This is a genomic window from Salinirubrum litoreum, from assembly GCF_020567425.1.
GTDB classification, from domain to species: Archaea; Halobacteriota; Halobacteria; order Halobacteriales; family Haloferacaceae; genus Salinirubrum; species Salinirubrum litoreum.
Genome location: NZ_JAJCVJ010000002.1, coordinates 940,935 through 956,849, shown reverse-complemented (window position 1 = coordinate 956,849; position 15,915 = coordinate 940,935). Strand labels below are relative to the sequence as shown.

The following is a 15,915-nucleotide window of genomic DNA, read 5'->3' as shown; positions in this document are numbered from 1 at the left end:
CGAACTGATCGAGATAGAAGAGCTATGAGCTACGAGTCGATCCACATCTGGGGGTTGTTCCCGTCAGACGAGTACGAGTCTCACGCCCGCAGTCTAATCCACCGACTCGCGGAGTGCCTCGGATTCCCGGAAACCGACGCCGGCGACGTGTATTATCCACACGGCAAGCACGGACACCAGCAGGCCACTACAGTGGCCGCATTAGCAGAGGAACTACTCGATTCAGGAGACGCACAGCTCGGTGGCGTCGATTCGTCGAGTACGCTCGAATACGGTGACATCGGGGTCGTCAGTCGGCTCTACGCTCCCGATCCGACGGTCCCGCTGACACCCGCATATCACCTCCGAATTTCGGCCTCTCTCTTCAGAGATGATATCCACCCATCCGAGGCTATCGTCGCCAGTCGACAGCGACTGGTCGATCTGGCGACCACCGTGTCTGTGGCGGCTGAGCCAGTGTACTCGTACGCGTTCCCGGCCACATCGCCACGAGTACTCGACGAGCATCCGACGCGGGAGACGATCACCGAGGGCCGGATTCCAAACCTCGATTGGCTCACTGTCTTCCCCGAGACCTTCGTCGATCAGGTCGGCCGTGACCGGTTCGTCTCGGCTCCGGCGGCCGAGGTGCGTGAACTCGAAGGCGGGTCGATTGCTCTCGTCGCCACCGAAGACCCACTGGACAGGGACGTGGAGACACTGCGTGCGATAGAGCGACACCTCGAAGACGGAACGAACGGGACTCGTTCGGGCACGACGTAGCGCTCGACCACCTCTCACTCCTCGTACGCGTACGCTTCCAGCGTCGCCAGCGACACGTCGTCCAGCACTGCCTCGCTGGTCGCCGCTAGCACCACCGGCGGCGCAGAGTCGGCTTCGTGGGCCTCCACCCAGCGCGGGACGCAGAGACACCAGCGGTCGCCCGACTCCAATCCGGGGAAGTCGAACTCGGGGCGGGGTGTCACGAGGTCGTTGCCCTGCGCTTTGCTGTACTGCAAGAACTCGTCGGTCAGGACCGCACAGACCTCGTGTCTGCCGGGGTCCCGGCGCAGATGCCGGCAGTGTCCGTCCCGGAGGTAGCCGGTCGTCGGGTCGTCGCCGCAGAGTGCGAGGGGGTCGCCGTAGACGTTCGTCTCGTCGCGTGACATGGCTGGGTGTTCGGGCCTGTCCGGATATGCCTGCCTCTCGAACGTGAGCGTGGTCGAGTCGAACGTGGACGAGTCGGATGAATCGGTCGTGAACAACAACAGGTGAAAGCCCCCGCGCTCTCGACCACCCGCGACTTGGTGTCGTTCGAGAGAGCGAAGCTCTCTCGTGATGACGAGAGACGCCCTTGGCGTCTCTCGAACCACGCGCTTCCCTCACGAGAGCGCTCGCTTCGCTCACGCTCTCGTTCAGTCCCGTGTCGTCGGGCGACACGGGAGTCGCCCGACTGCTGGCGAGACCGGAGGTCTCGCTCTGCCACCGGCGCGGCGCGCCGGTTTCCAGCGGGACCCCCGGTCCCGCCCGGCTACCGGCGTCGGGGGAGGGTCGAGAGTTCTGGAGAGCTTCGCTCTCCAACGTCCCCCTCGCAGGCTCGCGGGACCGCGGCCCCTTTCAGTCCCACCCGATTCTGCGAACCATCGTGTCGTCATTGGTGGTCACCCATCGAGTTGTCTGTGAGTTTGGAATCCGGTTCGCTCGTACTCCCCAGCCCTCCCCGACTGCTGGCGACCGAACTGCGAGCAGGTCCTCACGGTGTTCGGACACTGCTCGGTTCCGGTCGCCAGCAGATCGCATCCGGTCGGATTCCGGGCTGTCGTCGCGTGGTTGGGTGACGAATGTTGCGTGCGCTTTCACCGAGAATCCGGCGTGCGCGAGGAACGCGCGCGAGGGAGGCGGGCGCTCTCGTGCGCCCGCCGAGGCTGGGGAGGACCGAGGTGCGGTTGCTGTCGCGGTCGCGGATGCGGTTCCTCGCGCTCGCACGAGTAGCGGTGCTGGTGCTGTCGCGGTCACGGTTCGCGGTGCAGTAGCTGTCGTCGACACGATCTACAGTACCATCACAACCCCAGTCCCGGTCTACAGAAGCGCAACCGCCGAAACCGAACCGCTCGGACAGTTCAGTCGCCGAAGGGACCCATGCCGCCCATACCGCCACCGCCGCCCTGGTTCTGGAGCTTCTTCATCATCCGCTGCATGTCGCCGTCGCCCATCCCCTGGAACTGCTTCAGGGTTCGCTCCATCATCTTGTGCTGCTGGAGCAGTTCACGCACCACGTCCTCCTCTTGTCCGCTTCCGCGGGCGATCCGGCGCACGCGCTCGGCCCCGACGATCCGGGGGTTCTCCAACTCCTCGTCGGTCATCGAGTCCATGATCACGTCGAAGGAACGCATCCGGTCCTGCGTCACGTCCATCGCGTCGTCGGGCAACTGGTCCATCATCCCGCCGCCCATGCCGGGGATCATGTCCATGACCTGATCCAGCGGCCCCATCTTGTTCATCGCCTCCATCTGTTTCTGCATGTCCTTCAGCGTGAACGACCCCTTCATGATGTCCTCGGGGTCCCAGTCGTCGTCCTCGGCCTGCGTCTCCTCCATCGCGCGCTCGACGCGCTCTGCGAGTTGCTGGAGGTCGCCCATGCCGAGCAGTCGGGAGATGAAGCCGTTCGGCTCGAACCGCTCGATGTCCTGCACCGTCTCGCCCGTGCCGAGGAATGAGATGGACGACCCCGTCTCCTTCACGGCCGTCAGCGCACCGCCACCCTTCGCGGTCCCGTCGAGTTTCGTGATGACGACCCCGCCGATGCCGATGGAGTCCTCGAACTCGCGGGCCTGCGCCTTCGCGCCCTTCCCGATGGCGGCGTCCAGCACCAGCAGCGAGAGGTCCGGCGTCACCGCACCTTCGATCTCCTCGATCTCGTCGATCAGGTCCGCCTCCAGCGCGTGGCGACCGGCGGTGTCGACGATGTGAACCTCGGCGTCGGAGGTCGCTTCCATCCCCTCACGAGCGATCTTCACGGGGTCGGACTCGTCGGGGTCGCCGTAGAACTCCACCTCGGCCTTCTCGCACATCTGCTTCGCCTGATCGTAGGCACCGGGCCGGAAGGTGTCGGTCTGGATGACCGCCGGACGCAGGCCCTTCTTCGAGAACCACCACGCCATCTTCGCCGCAGTCGTGGTCTTCCCGGAGCCCTGCAACCCGGCGAGCATGATGGTCTGCGGTTCCAGCGGGATGTCGGTCGACTCCCCGACGAGGTCGACCATCTCCTCGTAGACGATCTTCAGGACGTGATCCCGCGCGCTGGTGCCGCCCGGCGGTTCCTCCTCCAGTGCCCGATTCTTGATGTTGTCCGACAGCTCCATCACGAGATCGACTTCCACGTCGGCCGACAGCAGGGATCGCTGGATCTCCCTGACGATCTCCTGAACGTCCTCCTCGTCGATCCGGGACTTGCCTCGGAGTTTGTCGAGGCTCCCACGGAGAGAACTGCCGAGATTGTCGAGTACCATTTGCTCCTGCTACGTATCCGACGCGGTAAAGGCTTTGTTCGTCGGCGCGACGAACGAAGACCGCAGAATCGACTGGGCCGCGAGCGCCGGCTTACTCGTCGACGCCCAGCAGGCTGTCGACCAGTTCCTCGGGATCGAACCGCTGGAGGTCCTCGTACCCCTGCCCGATGCCGAGGAACAGGATCGGCTTCCCCGTCACGTACGCGATGGAGATGGCCGCCCCGCCCTGCGAGTCGGCGTCGGCCTTCGTCAGGATCGCGCCGTCGATCTCGGCGGCGTCGTTGAACGTCTTGGCGCGCTGGACCGCGTCCTGCCCCGCCACGGCCTCGTCCACGAACAGCGTCATGTCCGGGCCGACGACGCGGTCGATCTTCGCCAACTGCTCCATCAGATCGTTCGAGGTGTGCAGGCGACCGGCAGTGTCGCCGAGCACCACGTCCACGTCGTTCGCCTCGGCGTACTCCACCGCGTCGTAGATGACCGCGGCGGGGTCGCCACCCTGCTCGTGGGCGATGACTTTCCGGTCCAGATTCTCGGCGTGCTTCCGGAGTTGCTCGTTCGCACCGGCGCGGTAGGTGTCGCCGTTCGCCAGCACCGTCGAGAGGCCCTGGTGCTCGAAGTACCGGGAGAGCTTCGCGATGCTGGTCGTCTTCCCGACGCCGTTGACGCCGGTGAAGATGATGACGACCGGCTTGTCCGCCTCGGCCACGCGGCCGTCGAAGTCGAACTGCCCGACCGAGATCACGTCGTACAGCGCCTCGTGGAGCGCCTCCTCGACGAGTTGGCCGGTCGACTGCACCTGCTTGCGCGACTCGCCGATGAGGTTCTCCCGGATCGTCTCCAGGATCGCCTCGGCGACGTTCATCTCCACGTCGCTCTCCAGCAGGGCCATCTCCAACTCCCACAGCGGCTCTTCGAGGTCCTCCTCCTCGATGATGATCCGCCCGGTGGCGAACGCCTTCGCCCGCTGGGCGAACCCGCCGGAGGACTGCTTCCGTTCGCTCGCCTCGTCTAACACCTGCGAGCCGGGCGCGTCCGCCAGCGGTGCCCGCTCTTCTTCACCCGCGTCGCTCGTGTCGCGCTCGTCGGACTCTGTGGAGTCGGCGGCCGTGTCGGCCGTCTCCGCCTCGGCGGTCGCGGTCTCGGCCTCGTCCGGGGCTGGCTCTGCGTCGGCACCCGTGCCTGCCTCGGTGTCCGCGCCGGTCTCGGCGTCCGCGTCGGTCGCCGTCTCGGCCGTGTCGTCTGCACCGCCGGTCGCATCCGCCTCCGGTTCGACGTCGGCCTCGGAGTCGGCCGCCGCCTCCGCGTCGGCGTCGGCGGGTTTCTCCTCGGCGGCGTCTTCGGCGTCCTTGCGGAACTTCCCGAGTTTCTCCTTGAGTCCGTCGAACATCGGTCCTTACTCGTCGCCGCCCTGCTCTTGCATCTGCTGCATCTGCTGCATCTGCTGCTGCTGCATCTGCTGTTGGAGCTGCTGGGCCTGCTGTTCGATCTCGTCGCTCTCCTCCTCCAACTCGTCGATCTGCCCTTCGACCGTCTCGATCTGGTCGTCGAGCAGATCCTGTTTGTTCTCCAGTGCGTCGATGGCGTCGTCCTGCGGCTGCTCTGCGGCGTAGCCGCCACCGAGTCCGACGATCACTTCGTCGATGTCCTGCACCTCGGCGCGGAGGTACGCGCCGCCGCCCAGCGGGACCTGCACGGTCGAGCCGGACTCGAGCGTCTCGATGGCCTCGATGGCCTCGTCGATCTCGTCCTGCTCCTGCTCCAGATCCTCGATCTCGCCTTCGAGTTCCTCGATCTCCTCGTCGATCGCCTGCAGTTCCTGGGAGAGCTGCTGGAGTTGCTGCTGACCGCCACCGCCGCCACCACCGAGGCTCATGCGGCGGACACCTCCGAGATGTCGACGCGCATCCGGTCGAGACCGTGTTCGGCACCGAACCGGGAGACCGTCCACTCCTCGGCGACCTGTTCGTTCGGGGCGTCGAGCTGGCGCTCGAAGGACTGCCACCCGTGTCGGGTCTTGAACCGACCGCTCACAGTAAACTGACTCATGGACGGGAATCGGCGAGCGAGCGGGAAGTATCTTCCTACTCGGGAACGTGCCGGGAGAAGTCCGAGATCGGCCGCAGGAGGAGCTGTACGCCGGCTCAGTCGAGGTAGCCCAGCGTCTCCTCGATCCGACCGAGTTCCGGCCCGGTCGTGTCCTCGCCGACGACGTAGCCCTCGTTGTTGGCGACCAACCCGGACCCGACCAGCGGCGCGCCGTAGTTGATCGTCCCGATGTCGGCCCACACGTCCAGCAGTTCCTCGAGCCGTTCGAGTTCCGGTTCGCGCGACTTGGGGTGACAGAGCACGCCCTCGTTGGTGGCGACCGCCGCCGTCCCGACGGTGCGGACGCCGGCCAACTCGCCGCGCTCGACCGGGACGTCGAGGGTGTCTTTCACGACCTGCACGGCCTCCCGGGAGAGGTCCGGGTGGACGTACGCGCCGTAGTCGTTCGCCAGCACGACGTTGCCGGCGGCGTTGATCTTGCCCGGCAGTCGTGCGACCGGGAGGTCGGTCAGATCGGCGATGGCGTCGCGTTCGGCGTCGGTCGCACGACCCGAGAGGAGAATGCCGTTCTCGTTGCCGGTCGCCAGTGCGCCGACGGTGCCCGAGCCACCGACCGTCGTCGTGAGCGCCTCGACGCCGAGTTCCTCGCTCATGTCGGCGACGAGGTCGTCGTCCGCGTCGGGACGGACCAGCAGACAGTCGTCGGTCGCGCGGGCGAAGACACCGACGTACGACGATCCGGCGAAAGAGGCGCGGAGCACGTTACTCGGCCGGCTCTGCTTCGACGACCGACTCGCCGTCCTCGTCGAAGCGTGCGGCGCGGACGCGGATCTTGCTCGGCGGGTTCGAGCGCCCGCGCGCCCAGACGGCCTCGTTGAGGCTCGGTTCCAGTCTGACGGCGTCCTCGTCGACCTTGAAGTGCTTGGCGAGGTGCGCGCGGATCAGCTTCAGCGCCTTGTCTGCGCGCTCCTGAGACGGTTCGTTCTTCGCGTCGCGGAGCGGGACGGTGACGACACGCTCCTCGAAGTCGCTCGCGCTCATTATTCGTCGGTGTCGCTACGCCGCCAGTGGCGACGCTTGGGGTTTCGGCTCACTTCCATGTCGGTCTTCAGCATGACCCACGCCGGGACGCGGCTGTTCTGGCGCTCCAGCTTCGCCAGCCGCTTCTTCTTGGCCTTCGTCTTCTTGCTCATGGTGCTCGTGAGTTCCGTCGGCCAGCATAAAATCTTGTTCCTTTGGCCGTGACACTCGCGCTGACTCCACGACGCGGACGACCCGCGGTCGGCCACGCCGGCGTCACGCACCGAGCCGACTCGTGACCGCCTCGGTCGGGCTTCGCGCCGACTCGCGTGCGAGGTCACAGCCCGATCCGACTCACGGTCGAGTAGGTCGGCCCGTCTCTGTCGAGTTCGCTCGCTTTTAGCCGAATCTGTGAGACGCGCATCGTCCCGAGCGTCGGGTCCTGCTCCCGGACGACCTGCTGGACGCGCACCTTGCTCCGGGCGTCGTTCATCCGGGCGAGGGTGACGTGCGGCGTGAAGTCGTGATCCTCCGGATCGAAGCCCAGCGCGGTCGTCTCGCGCTCGACTGCCTCGTGGAGACGTGTCAGTTCCTCGCGGCCCGCTCCCTCTCTGATCCCGACCCAGACGACACTGATGTACTCCATGCTCGGGAAGACCCCGAGACCGCCGACGGTCGCGTCGAAGGGGTCGACGCCGGCGGCATCGACCGCCGTCTCGAGGGCGTCTTCGATCTCGGGCACGCGCTTCTCGTCGACCTCGCCGAGGAACTTCAGCGTCAGGTGCGCTTGCTCGGGGTCGGTGAATCGGAGTCCCGGCGCGTCGCCGAACTCCTGCTGGAGGTCGGCGAGTGGGTCGGCGAGCGCGTCCGGCAGGTCGACACTGACGAACAGTCGCATACCTCGCTGTTCGTCTGCCGGTGCCGTAAAGCTCCGGCGAGTGGCCGTGAGCAGGCGAGTCGTCGAGGGCAAGCGATCCGAGACGCCGACGACCGGCCGACACGGGTGCGGCGACACGCTGTCCCGAGGACGCAGGGCTTAACCACGCTCCCGGTCAAGACCGGAGTATGAGCGACGAGCGCGACCGAGACCGAGACCGTGACCACCGTTTCTCCGAGGGACAGGGGTTCTCGGAGGAGTACGAGGACTTTACGCTCGATCCGCCCGAACTGAAGGTCGACCCGACGAAGGTCGATCCGGTCGACTCGCGGGCCATCACCGACATGCTCGACCAGCGCAACGTCGGGAGCGACGAGGTCGACACGGAGGACCTGATGGAGGTCGGCCTGTCGTACATGCAGATCAACCGGTTCGAGGACGCGACCGTCACCTTCGAGCGCGCCGCCCGGTTCGCCGAGGACAACTCCCTGGACGAACAGGAGGCGTGGGTGAACAAGGGCGTCGCGCACGCCGAACTGGAGGAGTACGACGAGGCCATCGGCGCGTACCGCGAAGCACTCCGGATCGACGACGACTCCGAACACGCCGCCAGCGCCGAGACGAACCTCGCGTACGCGCTGTGGGAGTTCGGCGAGAGCGAGGAGGCACTGGAACACGCCGAACGCGCCGTCGAGATCGACCCCCGCTTCCCGCAGGCGTGGTACAACCGGGGCTTCTTCCTGCTCGAACGCGGCCTCGCAGAGGACGCCGTGAACGCCTTCGACAACGCGCTCCGTCTCGGGATGCGAAACGCCGGGCTGTTAGAGGAGAAGGCTCGCGCACTCGAGGAACTCGGCGAGTACGAGGAAGCCGAGGAAGTGCAGGAACAGGCCGACGAACTGCGCGAGGACGCCGAACAGCGACTCGTCGAGGAGTACGGCAACTGATGCTCCTGCGTGAACGTGAGACCCCCGAGGGCCTGCTGGTGTCGGTCGCGGACACCGACTGCCTCGGCGAGACGTACGCGAACGGCGACGTGTCGATCACCGTCACCGAGGAGTTCTACGGCGGCGAGGAGGCCGAGGAGGCCGATCCCGAGGCGGTGGTCGAGAGCCTGACGCGGGCGACGGTCGCCAACCTCGTCGGCGAGGAGTCGGTCGGGGTCGCCATCGAGGCCGGCATCGTCGACGAAACCCGTGTGCTGGAGGTCGGCGAGACGCTCCACGCGCAACTGCTGTGGATGCGGTAGACCCGGCGGACCCCCCGACAGACGGCGGAATCGCGCCGACCGCCGCTTCTCGGGACCGAAGACGTGTTACCCTTCCAGTTCTTAGGCGCGCCTAATGGAAGCGCAGGAATCGTACCCGATCGACGTGGCCGCCATCCGCGAGGACTTCCCCATCCTCGACCGACTGGTCGGCGGCGACGTGGAGACACCGGGACAGACCGACGACGACACCGAGCCACTGGTGTATCTGGACAACGCGGCGACGAGCCAGACCCCGCGGCAGGTCGTCGAGGCGATGAGCGACTACTACTACTCGTACAACGCGAACGTCCACCGCGGCATCCACCAGTTGAGCCAGGAGGCGTCGGTGGCCTACGAGACCGCTCACGACCGCGTCGCGGAGTTCATCGGTGCGTCGGGTCGCGAGGAGATCGTCTTCACGAAGAACACCACCGAGGCGATGAACCTCGTCGCTTACGCGTGGGGCCTGAACGAACTCGGTCCCGAGGACAACGTCGTCCTCACCGAGATGGAACACCACGCCTCGCTGGTCACCTGGCAGCAACTCGGGAAGAAGACCGGCGCGGACGTGCGCTTCGTCCGGGTCGACGACGACGGCTCCCTCGACATGGACCACGCGGCCGAACTGATCGACGACGACACCGCGATGGTCAGCGTCGTCCACGTCTCGAACACCCTCGGGACGATCAACCCGGTCGCCGACCTCGCCGACCTCGCGCACGACCACGACTCGCTGATCTTCGTCGACGGCGCACAGGCCGTGCCGACCCGCCCCGTCGACGTGCAGGCCATCGACGCCGACTTCTACGCCTTCTCCGGCCACAAGCTCTGTGGCCCGACCGGCATCGGCGTGCTGTACGGGAAGGAGGCGATTCTGGAGGAGATGGAGCCGTACCTCTACGGCGGCGACATGATCCGCAAGGTGACCTACGACGACTCGACGTGGGAGGACCTCCCGTGGAAGTTCGAGGCCGGGACGCCGAACATCGCCGAGGCGGTCGGCCTCCACGCCGCCATCGACTACCTCGACGACATCGGCATGGACCGGGTCGAACGCCACGAGAGCCTGCTGGCGGAGTACGCCTACGACCGTCTGACGGAGTTCGACGACGTGGAGATATACGGCCCGCCGGGCGACGAGCGCGGCGGACTGGTCGCGTTCAACGTCGGGAGCGTCCACGCACACGACCTCTCCAGCATCCTGAACGACCACGCGGTCGCCATCCGCGCCGGCGACCACTGTACGCAACCGCTCCACCAGAAGATGGGCGTCCCGGCGTCTGCTCGCGCGTCGTTCTACGTCTACAACACGTTCGAGGAGATCGACGCCCTCGTCGACGCGGTGGACGACGCCCGCCAGTTGTTCGGCTGAGTTCGCGATCACACGCTCACTGCTCGCTTCTGCGACCGACGCTACCGTTCCCGGACGAACACCGTCGGCAGGTCGTCGCTCGTCGGCACGCCGGACAGCCAGTGGTGACCGGCGTCCAGCGACCGCCGGAAGACGCGCTTCGTCCCCGCACTCGTCCCGAGGCTGTCGCCGGTGTCGTCCCACGCCGAGAGCCACCCCGGCGTCTCCTCGGTCTCGCTCGCCACGAACACCTCGCTCGCGCCCGAGAGGCCGAGACGGAGCCACGACTTCCGGTCCACGTCGCCGTCCTCGCCCTCCAGTCGCACGTAGGGCAGACCGGCGTACCGCCCCGGCACCGTCTGGACCGTCGCGTCGCCGTAGACGGTCAGTCGTGCACCCTGTTCGAGGCTGCCGACCTCGAACAGCGACCCGACCGCCGACCCCACGTACTCGATGGGGCCCGCACCGTCCGGCGTTGCCGGCGAGTCGTCCGCGACGGTGCCGACCGAGACGCCAGCGGGGCGGTCCGCGTCGACGGCGGGACCGACAGACCCCTCGACGGCGAGGCCGTACTGGTCGGTGAGGGCGGCGTTCGACTTCCCGACGAGTCGGTCGGGCGGGACGTCCGCGAGGTCCGCGAGCGGGTCGTCGCCGGTCTCGGGGAGGTCCTGTTTCGTCGGGTACGGCACGACGTCGGGCGCCTGCGCGGCGAAGGCGAGGTCGGTCCCGTCGCGGCGGACGTGTCCCTCCGGCGTGAACAGGCCGTAGAGGTCGTCGTCGAGTGCGGTCGAGAGGAACAGCTCCGCCCGGCCGCCGTCGCCGAAGTCCACGCCGTCGACCGCGACCTGCTGTTTCGGCGACCATCGGCGGTCGGTCGTCCCGCCGATCACCTGCACGTCGACGTGGTTGTCGAGACGACCGCCAGATATCGGTGCGGTGCCGCGCGGCGGGGCGCGAATCCCGACGAACCAGCCCTCGACGTCGGGGTTCTCCACGTGGACGTTGCTCGGCGCGTGGTTCCGGTTGATGCCGACGCCGCGGTGGTCACCCCGGCCCGCGACCAGCGTCGGGTTCCGGACGACGACGTTCGCGCTGTAGCGAACCGAGATGCCGTTCGTGCCGCCCTGTGCCCCGCGGTCGTTCGGCGGTCGCCGGCGGTCCCACTGGCTCCGGTGGCCGCCGACGTCGAAGGCGGTGAAGTCCTCGACGACGCTGTAGGCGTCCACGCGGTCGTGGGCGTAGCCGAACTGGTGGCGGGAGACGTCGAGGCCACCGCCCGAGGCGAAGACGGTGTTGCCCGCGAACGCCCGGATGCGGACGAAACTCGACGGCACCATCCCGTCCTCGACGCGGTCCGACCGCGCGAGTTCGGGTTGGCCGTCGAGTCGGTCGACCGGGAGGTTCGGCACTTTCCCGACGAGGCTCCGGAGTACCTCGGCCGGGACCTCGCGGTCGGGTTTCGCGCGGTTCCAGTAGACGAAGCCGTGGTGGCGGTGGCCGGCCGCGACGTTGTCGGTGACGGTGAGGTCCGGCCCCTGGAACCAGAAGCCGTAGCCGCCGTGGCCGAAGTCGTCGATGGCCCCCTCCCGGTCTTCTTTGAACTGCCGGCCGTCCGGGACGTTCCCGGAGCCGTGGGACCGGAGCGCGAAGTTGTGGTGGAAGGTGCCCGCCTCCGCACCGTTCTCGGCGACGAACGCCGCGCCGAACACCCGATAGGCGGTGTTGTGCGCGAACCGGACGTAGCTGCCGTGGTTGACGTAGCCCCACCCCGGACTGCCGTCGACGTGACAGCCGACGACCTGCCGTGGCTCGGCGTCGACGCCGGTGCCGGTCCGGTGGAAGTGGCAGGCGTAGCGGGCCTGCGGGTTCGGCTCGGCGTCCTGCGGCGGGACGCCGTTCGCCGGGTCGGTGAACGGGCGCGACTTGTCGGTCCGGCCGAGGGCGGCGAAGGCGGCGTGGCGCAGGGCCACGTCGTCGGTCATGAACATGACGTGCCCGCGTCGCTTCGTCCGGTCGGATGCCGACCGGAGCGTGACGTGCCGGTCCCGGTGCAGGACGTACGCCGAGAACGACTCGCGCGGCGGGACGTGGTCGTACTCCAGCGGCCGGTCCAGTCGGACCGTGGTCCCCGAGACCCCCGAAACCCGGAGTTCCTCGTCTTCGTTCCGGTCGGGGTGGCTCCCCGCGAGGACGAGGCGGTCGCCCGCCTCCCACCCGCTCGGTGCCGAGTCGAGTTCGAGCGTCTCGTCGCCGGCCGTGGGTGCGACCGCGGTCTCGGCGAAGGCGGTCGTCTCCGCGCCCGCCAGTCTGACCGTCGCGCCGCCGAGCGCGAGCAGCCCTCTGCTGATTCGTTCGGGATCCCAGTCCTCGTCGATGGCCCCGCGGTCGCGGAACTCGATTGTCGCGTTCCCGTCGGGCCCGACCGGGTCGTCGGCCGTCCCGAGTTCGAGGCGGCCGCCGTCGGTGACGACCAGCGTGTCGACCGCGAGGCGCGTGGTCGCCGCCGGGTCGACGCGGAGCGTGCCGTCGACGCGGACGGTGTGCACGGCGGCGTCGAGCGTGTCGTCCAGTGTGACGGTCGTCTCCGCCGGAATGAGGACACGCGCCTCGTCGGTCGGTCGGGCCTCGGTCCACGTCGCCGCGTCGGTCCAGTCACCGCCGGTCGCCCGGTGAGTCACCGCCTCGTCCGGCACCAGCGCCCGAATCGCGTCGGCGTCGGCGTGGCCCCCGCCGTGACCGTCTACGCCGTGAGCCGTCGCCCCCGTCTCGCTCCCGAGGAGTCCCGCGAGTCGCTCGTGGGTCGTCGCCAGTCCGACGCCACCGGCCCCGACGCCGACGCCCGCGAGGAAGGCGCGCCTGCTCGTCACACTGGGCCACCGGCCGTCGCCGGCGTCGCTGTCGCCGTCGTCGCCATCGTTATCACGCATACGTACTGCTCGGTTACCGGATAGTTTCGAGAGCGACTGATAAATCCGCCGGCCGCCACGGTGGAATTTCACTCGGCTGCCACGAGTCGGGTTGTCGGCGACCGAACTGTTTTATCGCCTGGCCCCGGGCCTGCTTCCATGGCGACACCTGTCGACTTCCTCGTGCGCCTCGTGACCGAGACGCTCACGACGTTCCAGCAGAACCTCCTCGACGCCGTCCCGAAGCTCCTGATGGGACTGGTCTTTCTCACGCTGGCGTACGTCGGCATCCGCCTCGCGCTCCGGGTCGTCCGGGGGGCGCTCGACGCGGTCTACCCCGAAGAACAGGACCTCATCGTCAGTCTCGGGACGACCGTCGTCAGCGTCTTCCTCTGGTTCGCGGCGATCCTCGCGCTGCTGAAGATCGTCGGCATGGGCGACATCGCGGCGAGTCTCGGCACCGCCACCGGCTTCATCGCGCTGGGTATCTCCTACGCCCTGTCGAACATGATCGCCGACACCGTCGCCGGCGTCTACCTCCTGCGCGACCCGGACTTCAACCCCGGCGACACCGTCACCGCCGACGGCGTGACGGGGACCGTGCGGAGTATCGAACTGCGGAAGAGCCGCATCGACCGCGAGGACGGCGACACGGTGATACTGGCGAATCGGGACGTGGAGAAGAAGTGGACACTGGAGACCGACGGGGAGACGCCGTCCGACGGGTAAGAGCTAATTAGCGGTAGTCGGTACTTCCGAGTGATGGGGTCTCAGCCTGCGCAGGGTCGGTCGCCGAGACGAAGCCCGGCGGCTACTGGGGGGCCGAATTTGTGAGCGACGAGTTGGTCTCGATCACGACACTCGACGAGCACCGTGGCGTCCTCGTCCACGACCGGGTGGACGACGCGCGATTCGAGATACGCACGGACCGCTCCGTGGAGCCTCGACCCGTTCCTCCCGACGAGTTCCGGTTTCCGGTCGATGAAGCAGTAAGCATCGAAGCTGAGGAACTGGTCGCGCCGCAGGGGGTCGTCGTGTACGCGAGGTCGCTCGACGAGGGATCAGAGACGCAAGTGTGGCGAGAAGACGGAGGCCAACTGGAGGCGGGACGACACGAACTACAGGTCATGAGTGTCACTCCGAAGGTGTACCTCCGCGTCTCCGGACCGATGACGGTTCCCGAGGACGACAACCGAATGCGATTCCAGTTCGGAGAGAGACGGGAGGTCGAGATCGGTGCACGGACGTGTCACGAACAACCCGCTGGCACGGTCCAGACAACAGACGACCCACACGACGTGGCACGGGCGGTCTCGACGTTCGGGTCGGCACTGAAGACGCTCTCCCCGGAGCGGTCGTTTCCGACGCTCCGGGGTCACCCGCCGCTGGTTGAGGTCGGGGCCGAGCTGTCGGTCCCCGATGTCGTCTCGCCGCCGGATTCGGGGGTCGTCGTCGAGGTGCCGCCGGATCTCGCGTCTCTCTACCGGGTCGCACCGCTCGCGTTCTACTTCGGTGCGACCGTCGAGTGCGGGACAGAACCACGTGTCGTCGCTGATGGGGAGTCCCTGCCGCTCTCGACAGATCGTCTGAGCGTCGAGGAACGGATCGACCGGCTCCTGCAACAATCCTTCCTCCTCGATTGTATCGTCCGGACGGAGGGGTTGTATCAGATGGAACTCGAAGCGCGAACTGCACTCGAGGAGTCGCTCCCCTTCGACCTCGAGTCGATGTACGATGCGCCCCTGTCACAGCGCGTCGCCGCGTACGACGACGTCCCGTACCACCTCGTCGAGCCACACGTTCCACAGTGGCCGGTTCGGTCGACGATCACGCCGAATCCGGAGCACCTCGGGTACCTTCCGTTCATCGCGTACTGGCTGTCGTCAGTTCACGTCGCTGAGCACCTCGAGCCGAGTTCACTTCCGTCACCGCCGCCGGAACTGACAGACTTCGTCAGGGAAGTCCCAGTGCGCGGAGGGTCGGAAGAGATGGCGACCGAATCGTCCACGAACTCCGACGTTGAGAGCGCCACATCGGAGGCACTCGCACAGATGTGGATCGGTGAAGGGGTACAGGCCGGAGCGATGAAGCCACGGTTGGAGCGAGTTCGGGAGATCGCGACCGGAGACACCGCGACGAACGACGTAATCTCGGTTGCCGTCGTGTGCACCGACCGAGAGATGCTCGACGAGACTCGGGACGGTATCTACGGCCTGCGCGATGTCGTCGACTTCGACGTCTCGACGCACTACTGCACGTCGATTGCCGAGCTCCGCGAGCTACTCGAGCGGGATATCGACTTCTTTCACTACGTCGGCCATATCGACGACGACGGGTTCCAGTGTCCCGACGGTCACCTCGACGCGGCCAGCCTGGAGTACACCGGTGTCGAGGCGTTTCTGCTGAACGCCTGCCGTTCGTACGACCAGGGGCGAGCGCTCGTCGACGCGGGCGCGAAGGGCGGCATCGTCACACTGCAGAAGGTGTTCAACCACCGAGCGACCAGTTTCGGTCGGCAAGCGGCCCGGTTCCTGAACCAGGGGTATTCGCTCGAAGCGACGCTCTCACTGCTCGATCACGTATCGCTCCCGACAGACAAGTACACCGTCGTCGGCGCACCTCGGTACTCGGTCTGTCAGACGAAGGGTGGGGCGAACGTCGCCGGTGTGCTCGACCGAACCGGCGAGCAGTACGAACTGGCCCACGTACAGCATCCAGCGAATGCGTTCGACATCGGCAGTGTAGTAAACTTCTCCGAGATGGGGGCATCCGAGCATCACATCGCGTCCGGTGAGGTGACGTCCTGGACTCTCTCGCCGGACGAGGTCACTCCCTTTCTCGAAAGTATGTCCGACCCCGTCGCGTTCGACGGCGAGTTCCACTGGCCTGACGACTTCCCTGATCTGTAACGGGCCGTCTCTCGGCCGTCACGACGGTCTGACGCCTCCGTCCCCGGAACCCTTTTCACCCGCACT

The 15,915-nt window shown here is 67.1% G+C and carries 16 protein-coding genes; 6 read left to right on the top strand and 10 right to left on the bottom strand.

The window, feature by feature from the left end; all coding sequences use genetic code 11:
• The first annotated feature begins 24 nt into the window (after positions 1–24).
• Positions 25–762, top strand: a complete 738-nt coding sequence (locus LI337_RS13420) for a hypothetical protein (protein ID WP_227230347.1) — start codon at positions 25–27, stop codon at positions 760–762.
• Positions 763–776: 14 nt separating this feature from the next.
• On the opposite strand, the gene LI337_RS13415 is transcribed toward LI337_RS13420, so the two are convergent.
• The 9 genes from LI337_RS13415 to thpR form a co-directional block, all read right to left on the bottom strand.
• The gene (locus tag LI337_RS13415) at positions 777–1,148 is read right to left on the bottom strand and encodes a DUF2237 family protein (protein WP_227230346.1); all 372 of its coding nucleotides are present in this window, start codon (positions 1,146–1,148) and stop codon (positions 777–779) included.
• A gap of 951 nt (positions 1,149–2,099) precedes the next feature.
• Positions 2,100–3,488 carry a signal recognition particle protein Srp54 gene (locus tag LI337_RS13410; RefSeq protein WP_227230345.1) on the bottom strand — a complete coding sequence of 463 codons (1,389 nt, stop codon included), beginning with the start codon at positions 3,486–3,488 and terminating at the stop codon, positions 2,100–2,102.
• A 91-nt stretch (positions 3,489–3,579) separates the two neighbouring features.
• Positions 3,580–4,878 (bottom strand): signal recognition particle-docking protein FtsY, encoded by a 1,299-nt coding sequence (ftsY, locus tag LI337_RS13405; RefSeq protein ID WP_227230344.1) that lies wholly within the window; start codon positions 4,876–4,878, stop codon positions 3,580–3,582.
• Between the two features lie 6 nt (positions 4,879–4,884).
• Positions 4,885–5,364, bottom strand: a complete 480-nt coding sequence (pfdA, locus tag LI337_RS13400; protein WP_227230343.1) for a prefoldin subunit alpha — start codon at positions 5,362–5,364, stop codon at positions 4,885–4,887.
• A complete protein-coding gene (gene rpl18a, locus LI337_RS13395) occupies positions 5,361–5,537 on the bottom strand; it encodes a 50S ribosomal protein L18Ae (RefSeq protein ID WP_227230342.1) in 177 nt (58 codons plus the stop codon). Before rpl18a ends, pfdA begins: the two co-directional genes overlap by 4 nt.
• A gap of 95 nt (positions 5,538–5,632) precedes the next feature.
• On the bottom strand, positions 5,633–6,298 hold the full coding sequence (locus LI337_RS13390) for a translation initiation factor IF-6 (RefSeq protein WP_227230341.1): 666 nt from the start codon (positions 6,296–6,298) through the stop codon (positions 5,633–5,635).
• 1 nt (position 6,299) lies between these two features.
• A complete protein-coding gene (locus LI337_RS13385; protein WP_227230340.1) occupies positions 6,300–6,578 on the bottom strand; it encodes a 50S ribosomal protein L31e in 279 nt (92 codons plus the stop codon).
• Positions 6,578–6,730, bottom strand: coding sequence for a 50S ribosomal protein L39e (locus tag LI337_RS13380; RefSeq protein WP_227230339.1), 153 nt, complete (start codon positions 6,728–6,730; stop codon positions 6,578–6,580). Before LI337_RS13380 ends, LI337_RS13385 begins: the two co-directional genes overlap by 1 nt.
• A gap of 164 nt (positions 6,731–6,894) precedes the next feature.
• Positions 6,895–7,455: an RNA 2',3'-cyclic phosphodiesterase gene (thpR, locus tag LI337_RS13375; RefSeq protein ID WP_227230338.1), complete on the bottom strand. Its 561-nt coding sequence runs from the start codon at positions 7,453–7,455 to the stop codon at positions 6,895–6,897.
• Between the two features lie 167 nt (positions 7,456–7,622).
• Between thpR and LI337_RS13370 the strand changes: the two genes are divergently transcribed.
• From LI337_RS13370 to LI337_RS13360, 3 genes are all read left to right on the top strand, one after another.
• Complete coding sequence (locus LI337_RS13370) at positions 7,623–8,381, top strand: tetratricopeptide repeat protein (protein WP_227230337.1); 759 nt, start codon at positions 7,623–7,625, stop codon at positions 8,379–8,381.
• Positions 8,381–8,683, top strand: a complete 303-nt coding sequence (locus LI337_RS13365) for a DUF424 domain-containing protein (RefSeq protein WP_227230336.1) — start codon at positions 8,381–8,383, stop codon at positions 8,681–8,683. Before LI337_RS13370 ends, LI337_RS13365 begins: the two co-directional genes overlap by 1 nt.
• Positions 8,684–8,777: 94 nt before the next feature.
• Positions 8,778–10,055 carry an aminotransferase class V-fold PLP-dependent enzyme gene (locus LI337_RS13360; protein WP_227230335.1) on the top strand — a complete coding sequence of 426 codons (1,278 nt, stop codon included), beginning with the start codon at positions 8,778–8,780 and terminating at the stop codon, positions 10,053–10,055.
• A gap of 41 nt (positions 10,056–10,096) precedes the next feature.
• Here LI337_RS13360 and LI337_RS13355 read toward each other — a convergent pair whose 3' ends face one another.
• A complete protein-coding gene (locus LI337_RS13355; protein ID WP_227230334.1) occupies positions 10,097–12,961 on the bottom strand; it encodes a G8 domain-containing protein in 2,865 nt (954 codons plus the stop codon).
• 138 nt (positions 12,962–13,099) lie between these two features.
• Between LI337_RS13355 and LI337_RS13350 the strand changes: the two genes are divergently transcribed.
• On the top strand, positions 13,100–13,669 hold the full coding sequence (locus LI337_RS13350; protein WP_227230333.1) for a mechanosensitive ion channel domain-containing protein: 570 nt from the start codon (positions 13,100–13,102) through the stop codon (positions 13,667–13,669).
• Between the two features lie 101 nt (positions 13,670–13,770).
• Positions 13,771–15,849 (top strand): hypothetical protein, encoded by a 2,079-nt coding sequence (locus tag LI337_RS13345; protein WP_227230332.1) that lies wholly within the window; start codon positions 13,771–13,773, stop codon positions 15,847–15,849.
• The last annotated feature ends 66 nt before the right edge of the window (positions 15,850–15,915 follow it).